Origin of the sequence: Streptomyces sp. BK340 (assembly GCF_007827595.1) — a bacterium.
Classification (GTDB): Bacteria; Actinomycetota; Actinomycetes; order Streptomycetales; family Streptomycetaceae; genus Streptomyces.
The window spans coordinates 177,723-183,722 of sequence record NZ_VISR01000023.1; the positions used below are offsets into that span (position 1 = coordinate 177,723).

The window sequence follows — 6,000 nt, forward strand, 5'->3', positions numbered from 1 at the left end:
TGCCACTCTCATACATGTGAACGGCACGGGAAACCGGAAGCCGGGAACAGGGAGAGGTGCCCGGAGTGGCTGATCGGGGACCTACGAGCACGCCTCAAGGTCGGGCCCCACGGGGCCCACGCAGGTTCGAATCCTGCCCTCTCCGCAAGAATGTGCGGGTGAACGACCATCGCCCGCTCCAGAGGGACCCCGCTCCGGAGTGGTACGGACGCCTCCACGTCCGTACCACCGACCTCTCCCCGGCCGCGTGGCTCACCGAACCCGCCCCGGGGCACGCCGCCCTGGGGACCGTCGCGGGAGTCGCGGCGCCCGGATTCGCGGCCTACGCGAGGATCCTGCATCCGGCCTCACTGGACGAGCGGCCGGTGCGCTGGTCGACCGTGGCCGCCGCGCACGGCACCCGGGTGACCCCGACCACGCGCTGGCACGAGGTCATCGGGCTGGACCACGACCACCACAACCGCTCCGACCACGGCCTGCCCGGCGTGTGGGACGAGCATCCGGGCGAGGGACCGACCCCGCCCGATGTCGCCCGGGCCCTGATCCCCGTGCTGGGCCGCCACACCCGGACCCCGGAGCGCTGCTGGTTCGGTCTGTGGTCCGGGTACGGCCGGTGGGAGTTCGACGGGATCCCCACGTTCACGACGCCCGGCCGGGACGAGGTGCTGCTCGCCGGGACCCTGGCCGACGCCGTCTCACCACTGACCCTGGACGAGTTCGCCGAACTGCCCGACCTCTGGTGGCCAGAGGACCGTGCCTGGTGCGTGGGCGGTGACGTGGACCTGGCCGGCACGTACGTCGGCGGTTCCGCCGAGCTCGTCGCAGAGTTGCTGTCCGCCCCGGAGCTGGAGACCCACCCCGTGACCGCGGGCGACCCGGTCGGCTGAGGCGTCGGCCTACTCGCCGGGGGCGAGGGTGCGCGCCAGGACGCGAGCCGTGTCGGCGACCAGGGCTTCGTCCACCGGCGCGTCCTTCTCGGCCTTCGTGGACAGCACGGCCAGCACGACCGGTGTCCCCCGGGTCGTCCAGGCGACGCCGATGTCGTTCGCGGTGGCGTAGTCCCCGGTCCCGGTCTTGTCACCGAGGACCCAGCCCCGGGGCAGCCCGGCACCGAACCGTCGGGCGCTGGTGGTGTTGCCCTTCAGCCAGGTGACGAGCTGCTCGCGGCCGGCGCCGTCCAGGGCCCGGCCCAGGGTCAGCCGCTCGAAGCTCCGCCCGACGGCCTCCGGAGTCGTCGTGTCGCGCAGATCGCCCGGGATCGCCGTGTTGAGGTCGGTCTCCCAGCGGTCCAGCCGGCTCACCCGGTCGCCGAGCGACCGGAAGAAGCGGGTGAGGCCGGCCGGCCCGCCGATCTGGCGCAACAGGAGGTTGCCGGCCGCGTTGTCGCTGTACTGGATCGCGGCCGCGCACAGGTCGCCCACCCGCATGCCGGTGGCCAGGTGCTCCTCGGTCCTCGGCGAGTTCGGCAGGATGTCGCTCGGCGGATAGTTGATCACCTTGTCCAGCGGTGCGCAGCCACCGCGGTCACGCAGGACGGCCGCCGCCGCGAACGCCTTGAACGTCGAGCACATCGCGAACCGCTCCCCCGCGCGGTACGCCACGGTCCGTCCGGTACGCACGTTGCGGGCGAACACGCCGAGCCGCGCCCCGTACCGCCGCTCCAGATCACTCAACTCGGTGTGCGGATCGGCCGTTGCGGCATCCGGAGCGGCAGCGGCGGCCGGCGCCCCTGCGACGGGGGCGACCACGGCGGTGGTGGTGAGCGCGAGACCGGCCTTGAAAAGGCGGCGGCGCGGCAGCGGATTGGCACTGGTCATGTGCGGAGTTCTCCCGAGTCATCCGTCGTCGGCTTGGTGGATCTTCGACGGGGACCAGCGAAACAGCCGTGGTCCACTCATGTCCAAGAGGGAACTTTGAACGCCTCATAACTTATTGATATGACTTCGGGATGGATCTCCTCGCGCACCTCGAGGCGTACGTCGCGACCGTCGACGAGTTGAGCTTCTCGCGCGCGGCCGACCGGCTCGGGATCGCCCAGCCGCTCCTCAGCCGCCGTATCAAGACACTGGAGGCCCACTTCGGGGGCCTGCTGTTCGACCGTTCGCGACGGCAGGTCACGGCGACGGAACTGGGTCTGCTGCTGCTCCCGTACGCACAGGACGTGCTGGACCGGGCCCAGCGGCTCGGGCAGACCGCGCGGTCGGCCCGCCAGGCCCAGGTGCGTGTCGTAGGGGTGCCCGCGGGCTGCGCCCCGGTGGCGCTGGCGCGCGTCATCCGCGCCGGCACCGAGCGCGGGATCACGCTCGCCATCCGCGAACTGCCGCCGGCGGAACGGGTCTCCGGACTCGCCGACGGCTCGCTCGCCTACGCCCTGGTGCGCGTTCCCCCCGAACATGCCGGGATCCGGGTACCGCTGGGGCCGGCTTCGGCCGGACCGCCCGACGTCCAGGAGCCGACGACCACGGGAGCGAGCGGCAGGCGGCGGCGTGCGATCCATCTGGAGGACCTGCGGCCACGCCGGAGCCGGGTCACGACCGGCGGGCTGCCCGCCGCGCTGCCCCTCCTGACCCTGGCCGAGGACGAAGTGCCGTACGCACAGGACCGTCTGCTCCGGGCCGCCGCCCGCGCCGGGCTGCCGGAGGGCCTGCTGCGGCCGGCCGGACCGGCGGCCACGGCCCTCGCCGAGACCTTGGCCGGCGGGGCGGTGCTGCTGTGCGCCGAGCCTTTCGCCCGGCAGCACGGGGCGAGTTGGGCGCCGCTGGCCGATGCCGCGCTGCACCGCGGGTACGAGGTGCGGGGAGCCCGGGGCCGGCAGGCGGCGGCGGACGTACCGGACTGGCTGGCCGCGCTGCTCGCGGCGGCGGCCGGTGCCACGGCCGGAGCACCGGGAGCGACACGGGCCGGGCCGGCGGCCGAGGACGCGTCGGCCCGGCTGGCGGCACGCGGATGAGCGCGCAACCGGCGTACCGCCCGGCGTACGTGGCCGGGGACGGCGCCCTGCTCGATGTCGCCGAGGCGATCACGGCGGACTGGGTGGCGCTCGGGGTCCGCGGCTCGTTCCTCGCCCGCAACCTGGACTCCGGCGAACAACTCGGCTTCGACATCGACGAGATGGTGCCCCTGGCGTCGGTCGTCAAGGTACCGCTCGCCCTGGTGGTCCTGGACCGGATCGCGGCCGGGGATCTCGACCCGGCGCACCCGGTCACGGTGGATCCGGCCACCAACAGCGTCGGCCGCACCGGCCTCGCGGCGTTCCGGCACCCCGCCACCGTGGCCGTCGGTGACCTTCTCCTCCTGATGCTCTCGGTGAGCGACAACGCCGCCGCCGACGCACTGTTCGGCCTGGTGCCGGTGGCGGATGTCGACTCCCGCCTGCGGGCATGGGGCTGCGGTGGCATCCGGGTCCGGCATCGGATGAACCACATGTTCGACTGCGCGGCCGGAGCCGCCGGCAACGACTTCTCGCTCGCGCTGGAACTGGCCGTCCGCGACGAGCGTGCCGGACGGCACACCATCGAGACCCTGGATCCGGACCACGCCAACCTCGGTTCGGCCGCGGCGCTGGTGGACCTGTTGCAGCGCGTGTGGACGGACGAGATCTCCCGGCCCCGGGCCACGGCCGAGCTGCGCCGGCTGATGGGCTTCCAGGTCTTCACCCAGCGGCTGGCGAGCGAACTGCGCGCGGACACCCTGCGGTGGAGCGGCAAGACCGGTACCTTCCTCCATCTGCGGCACGAGATCGGCGTGGTGCAGGCCGAGTCCGGCGACCGGGTCGCCATGGCCGCGCTCACCCGCGCGGACCGGCGGGCCGGCCAGGCCCCGGACATCGACCTCGCGATCGGGATCGGCGCCCGGCAGGCGTTCGAGGCGTTGCGGGGCTGAGGCGACGGGTCCCGACGGCCGCCCGGAACGGACTCCGCCACCCCGGGTAGCCACGCAAGTGCGCTTGGTGACCGAGCGGTGCCACTGAGCCCAGAGAGTCTGCTGGGGCCGCGTGGCCTGTTGTGGGCGGGGCCGGACGAGCACAGTCTGGAAGCAGCAGCCCCACGGTCGCGAGGGCTACGGGTCTCGAGCGAAGGGAGCCGGAGCGATGACCTCCGTCACCACCATGAGCGCGGCCCTGCCGGCCGAGCATCGGGTGCAGTTGATGCAGCTCGCCCGTGAGGCTTCTTTCGCGGCCGGGACGCGGCTGTTCGAGGAGGGCCGGCACGCGGACCGCTTCTGGATCGTGCGGACCGGGACCGTCGCCCTGGACCTGCGTGTGCCCGGCCGTCGTCCCGCCGTCATCGAGTCGCTCGGGCACGGCGAACTGGTCGGCTGGTCCTGGCACTTCCCGCCCCACCTGTGGCAACTGGGCGGCGAGGCGCTGACTCCGGTGCGGGCCTGGGAGTTCGACGCCGGGGCGGTCCTGGAGAAGTGCGCCGCCGATCCCGAGTTCGGGCGCGCGATCGCGGTCTGGGTCGGGCTCGTGGTGACTCAGCGGCTGCACGCCGCCCGGGTCCGGCTGCTCGACCTCTACGCCCCCTACGGCAGCGGCGGCCTGGCATGACCGCGACTCCAGGTGACGGCTTTCCGGAGACCGACGTCACCGACGGCACGGACCGGCTCGACCGACGCACCGCGGCAGGCTCGCGCTCTGCTCAGGTTCCGCCGCTGCTGTAGTTCCGCCACTCGGGGCCGATCCGCTTCCATTCCTCGTCCCACTCGGACATGCGCCTGTGCATGCGCCAGGTACGGACCAGCCAGCCGCCGGTCCAGACGGCGACACCGGCCGAGGAGGCGGCGAGCACGCCTGTCAGGGTCGACTGCAGGGCCGCCTCCGCGGTGGACAGGGGCGGCGACACCATCCGGTTCGCGCCGTCCGTCCACACCGTGAGCCGGCTGCCGGCCGGGGCGCCCGGGTAGACCTTGGCCCGGTCGGTGTGCACCGAGCCGTCCGGGCCGGTCCAGCGGACACTGGCCCACACCCGGCCGTCGTCGTAACCGCTGCCGTTCTGCGGGGTCCTGGCCGCGTCGTCGGTCAGGACCGCGGACACCGCGTGGACCTGGGCCCGCCGCGCGGAGAACGCCGAGTCCACCGACAGGGCGGCGGCCGCCCCCGCGACGACGCCGCCCACGAGTACGAGTATCCAGGTGACCAGCACGATCCAGGCCTCGACGACGTCGCTGTGCCGCCGCAGCGGGTTTCGACGCCATCGCCACCAGCGCACCCGGGTCACATTCGTGGGAGGTGTCCGCGTCATCGGTCGCCGCCTCCTCTCGCGTACCGGCGGCCACCGGGCAGGGCGTGCGCTCCCGCTCGGCGTCCGGTTCCGGGCCGAGGTCCGGGTGACGGGGCCGACCGGGCGGCGCCCACCTCTGGCGGTGAACGACACGGCACGGTGTGGTGCACCCGGCCGACAAGCGTCACTCCACCATCGTGCACCTCGAAACGGATCGGTGCCGCCCGCAGAGCGAAACAGTCCTACGAAGGCGCGGGTCCGGTCGGCACGGTGCCCCGGAGGGCCTGGGGAAGGGGCCGGTCGGCCCTTCCTCGCGGCTCGGGAGATCGCTTGGCTGGTGTCATGTCCGAGAACCAGTCGGGACCGGCACAGGTGGCCGCCGACCCCCCGGCCCACGCGGCGGTCGTCGTACCGCTGCGCGGCGAGATCGACCTGCTGACCCTGCCCGCCCTGTCCGAGCGGCTCGACGCGCTGACCGAGCGCCCGTGCCAGGACCTGGTTCTCGATCTGCGGCCGGTCGCGTTCATCGACTGCGCCGGGCTCGGGGTCCTGTGCCGGGCCCGGAACCGGGCGCTGGCCCGGCGGGGCCGGCTGAGGCTGGTCGCCGACACCCCTGGCTTCCTGAGGCTGCTGCGGGCCACCGGCCTGTCCGGCGTCTTCGAGGTCCTTCCGAGGCCCCCGCGGTCCTAGGTCCTGTCGTCAAATTCCCGTCGTCGCCCGAAGGGCGGCCTCGCGGCGTCTGGTGCGTGCTCTCGGCGTGCCGGGCGGAAGTCCTCGT

The 6,000-nt window shown here is 73.5% G+C and carries 7 protein-coding genes and 1 pseudogene; 6 read left to right on the top strand and 2 right to left on the bottom strand.

What is annotated here, in order from left to right; translation table 11 throughout:
- The first annotated feature begins 50 nt into the window (after positions 1–50).
- Positions 51–145: pseudogene (locus FB157_RS47630) on the top strand.
- Between the two features lie 13 nt (positions 146–158).
- Positions 159–887, top strand: coding sequence for a hypothetical protein (locus FB157_RS32930; RefSeq protein WP_261386690.1), 729 nt, complete (start codon positions 159–161; stop codon positions 885–887).
- A gap of 9 nt (positions 888–896) precedes the next feature.
- On the opposite strand, the gene bla is transcribed toward FB157_RS32930, so the two are convergent.
- Positions 897–1,817, bottom strand: coding sequence for a class A beta-lactamase (gene bla, locus FB157_RS32935; protein ID WP_145884313.1), 921 nt, complete (start codon positions 1,815–1,817; stop codon positions 897–899).
- Positions 1,818–1,948: 131 nt separating this feature from the next.
- On the opposite strand from bla, the gene FB157_RS32940 reads away from it, so the two are divergent.
- The 3 genes from FB157_RS32940 to FB157_RS32950 all read left to right on the top strand — a co-directional run bounded on the left by FB157_RS32940 (position 1,949) and on the right by FB157_RS32950 (position 4,549).
- Positions 1,949–2,950 (top strand): LysR family transcriptional regulator, encoded by a 1,002-nt coding sequence (locus tag FB157_RS32940; protein WP_145884314.1) that lies wholly within the window; start codon positions 1,949–1,951, stop codon positions 2,948–2,950.
- Positions 2,947–3,882: a serine hydrolase gene (locus tag FB157_RS32945; RefSeq protein ID WP_145884315.1), complete on the top strand. Its 936-nt coding sequence runs from the start codon at positions 2,947–2,949 to the stop codon at positions 3,880–3,882. Before FB157_RS32940 ends, FB157_RS32945 begins: the two co-directional genes overlap by 4 nt.
- 208 nt (positions 3,883–4,090) lie before the next feature.
- Positions 4,091–4,549: a cyclic nucleotide-binding domain-containing protein gene (locus tag FB157_RS32950; protein WP_145884316.1), complete on the top strand. Its 459-nt coding sequence runs from the start codon at positions 4,091–4,093 to the stop codon at positions 4,547–4,549.
- 91 nt (positions 4,550–4,640) lie between these two features.
- Here FB157_RS32950 and FB157_RS32955 read toward each other — a convergent pair whose 3' ends face one another.
- Entirely contained in the window at positions 4,641–5,243 is a 603-nt protein-coding gene (locus FB157_RS32955) for a hypothetical protein (RefSeq protein WP_145884317.1), read from the bottom strand.
- Between the two features lie 321 nt (positions 5,244–5,564).
- On the opposite strand from FB157_RS32955, the gene FB157_RS32960 reads away from it, so the two are divergent.
- Complete coding sequence (locus FB157_RS32960) at positions 5,565–5,912, top strand: STAS domain-containing protein (protein WP_145884318.1); 348 nt, start codon at positions 5,565–5,567, stop codon at positions 5,910–5,912.
- The last annotated feature ends 88 nt before the right edge of the window (positions 5,913–6,000 follow it).